This is a genomic window from Litoreibacter roseus, assembly GCF_009811795.1.
Lineage (GTDB): Bacteria > Pseudomonadota > Alphaproteobacteria > Rhodobacterales > Rhodobacteraceae > Litoreibacter > Litoreibacter roseus.
The window spans coordinates 1-2570 of record NZ_BLJE01000017.1; the positions used below are offsets into that span (position 1 = coordinate 1).

The 2570-nt window shown below is 59.9% G+C and carries 2 protein-coding genes; both read right to left on the bottom strand.

The annotated features are described in order from the left end of the window. Positions 1-339: 339 nt before the first annotated feature. Positions 340-1539, bottom strand: a complete 1200-nt coding sequence (locus KIN_RS22125; RefSeq protein WP_159811253.1) for an IS91 family transposase — start codon at positions 1537-1539, stop codon at positions 340-342. A 12-nt stretch (positions 1540-1551) separates the two neighbouring features. Beyond that, complete coding sequence (locus KIN_RS22130) at positions 1552-2439, bottom strand: tyrosine-type recombinase/integrase (RefSeq protein ID WP_159811255.1); 888 nt, start codon at positions 2437-2439, stop codon at positions 1552-1554. Positions 2440-2570 lie beyond the last annotated feature (131 nt).

The following is a 2570-nucleotide window of genomic DNA, read 5'->3' on the forward strand; positions in this document are numbered from 1 at the left end:
TCCTGAAGGTTTTTCGATGCGGGCCGGGGTGCAACCTTTCCTTCCGGCGAGGCGTGCGGCCCGCGTTGACAAACCTCGGAAGGAGGAAGCCGCGGTGTCTGGGATTAGACTATGGAGAAAGAGCGCTTGCGGGTGCAGTTGACAATGTCACGGGCGTGGCCTTGATCGAGTAAGGTGGGTCAGTTGCAGTCATTTTCCGCCCCCTTGGTCGTGGAAGTTCCGTAGATTGGGCGCTGAGGCCACAACGCCGACCGTCATTTTGGATGATGGTCGCAAACGCTCTTGGCCGATCAGCCAATGACGACCGGAGCATATCGAAGTGTGGGATCAAGCATCGGATCATGCGGCCTGTTCCCTTGGTGGCGCGCGCGACATCGGTATGTGACCGCGCCGAAAGATCTCGACGATACGCATAGGGCCGCCGCAGCAGGGGCACGGCTCGCGCAGGGTGAGAGAGGTCGTCTCGGGTTCCATCTCTTGTTCAGTGGTTTCTTTTTCGCGTTGAACACGGAGCAGCGCTCGGACCTTCGTGATGTTCGTTTTGCGCGCTGAACTGGCCAGCAGACCGTAATGGCGGATGCGGTGGAACCCATCGGGAAGTGCGTGGATCAGGAAGCGGCGGATGAACTCGGGCGTGGCCAATCGCATGACCTTTTGGCGGTCACCTCGTTTGATACGGTAGTCCTTCCAGCGGAAAACCACGGTATTGGCATCCGCACTGACCAGTCGATGGTTGGAGATCGCGACCCGGTGGGTATAGCGGCTGAGATAGGCCAGCACCGCCTCTGGCCCGCCAAACGGAGGCTTGGCATAGACCACCCATTCGGACTTGTGGAACGGGGCGAGCCATTTAGTGAAGGCAGCGGCATCCGCCAGTCCCGCGCGTTCACCGAAGAACATAAGGGCCCCCACTCGATGCAACTCTATCAACCCTTCCAGGAACAGACGTCTGAACAGCCGCGCCAAAACGCGCACGTGTAGGAAGAACCCGGGCTTGCAAGCGACCCATTTGGTGCCGCCCGGTGACAAGCCGCCGCCTGGGACGATCATATGGATGTGCGGATGATGCGTGAGCGCTGATCCCCAGGTGTGCAACACGCTGGTCATGCCGACCTTCGCGCCAAGGCGTTTGGGATCAGCGGCGATGGTCGTCACCGTTTCGGCCGATGCCCGGAACAGCAGACCGTAGACCGCCTTCTGGTTCCAATAGGCGATGCGGGCGATCTCGGCAGGCATCGTGAAGACCACGTGGAAGTACTCTACGGGCAGCAAATCTTCGGCCCGCGCCTCCATCCAGTCCCGCGCGGCAGGTCCCTGGCACTTAGGACAGTGCCGGTTCTTGCAAGAGTTATAAGCGATGTGATGGTGATCGCATTTGGTGCAGGCGGCCACGTGCCCACCGAGTGCTTCGGTCCGGCAGGCTTCAATGGCCGACATCACCTTGAGTTGGCCGAGACTGATGTGACCGGCATTGGCCCGCCGCCACTCGGGGCCATATCGTCGAAAGATGTCAGCGATCTCCAGCTTCGGGCGAGGCAACCGCCCCGGCCGCTACTCCAAACCTCGCCTGACGGTGTGATCCTGCAGCTTCTCCAGCATCTCGTACGGGCTGACAGTGCCGCGGATGGTCTTGGTCGCGACGTGTGTATACCGCGCCGTCGTGCTGAGCTTGGAATGCCCCAAAAGCACCTGAATCACTCGGACATCGGTTCCAGCCTCAAGCAGGTGCGTGGCGAAGCTGTGGCGCAAGGTGTGCAGCGTGGCAGGCTTATTGATCCCAGCCATGTGTTTGGCTGATGTGAACGCCCTGTTCAACTGGCGCGGCGATAGAGCCATGATCTTGGGTTTGCCCGGAAACAACCACCCCTCGGGCCGCGCTTCCCGCCAGTAGTCACGCAACAGATCGAGCAAGGCAGGAGACAACATTGCCTTGCGGTCCTTGTCATTCTTGCCTTCATCCACATGGATCAGCATCCGGTCGCTGTCGATATCCGAGACCTTGAGATTGCAGACCTCAGACGCGCGCAAGCCAGCACCATAGCTGATCCCCAAGGCCGCGCGATACTTCAGACCTGGCCCGGGCACCGCAGCGAGTAGATCGCCAACCTCCTCGACACTCAAGACAACGGGCAGCTTCTTCGCCTTGCGTCGGAACTGCATGTACCGCTTCATCTCTTCACGCCCACAGGTCATGCCAAAGAAGAACCGCAGCGACACGATCCTGGCGTTGAACACGCCGGTCGAGACGCCGCTATCGGTCATGTGAAGCTGATATGCGCGCAACTCGTCTGGCGTCGCAGTATCTGGCGAGCGTCCGATGAACTCGGCAAAGTACCTGACCGCCCTGATATGGGCCTGCTGGGTCTTCGGCGACATGCCACGAATGCGCATATCCTCGATCATCCGCTCTCGTAGCGGGGTCGTCTTCTTCTCCTTCATCGGTGCCTCCTGTCATCAGATTGAGAAACCTCAATCGTCAGACAGGGCAGACAGATCGCAAAATACGCACCGTCAGGATCGCCTTATAACGTCAGACACACGCGCCATTGCCGCGCAAGCGGCTTCGTCCT

What these genes read in the sequence shown, in the direction of transcription:
- KIN_RS22130 (WP_159811255.1), bottom strand. Translation starts at nt 2,439, where the DNA reads ATGAAGGAGAAGAAGACGACCCCGCTACGAGAGCGGATGATCGAGGAT.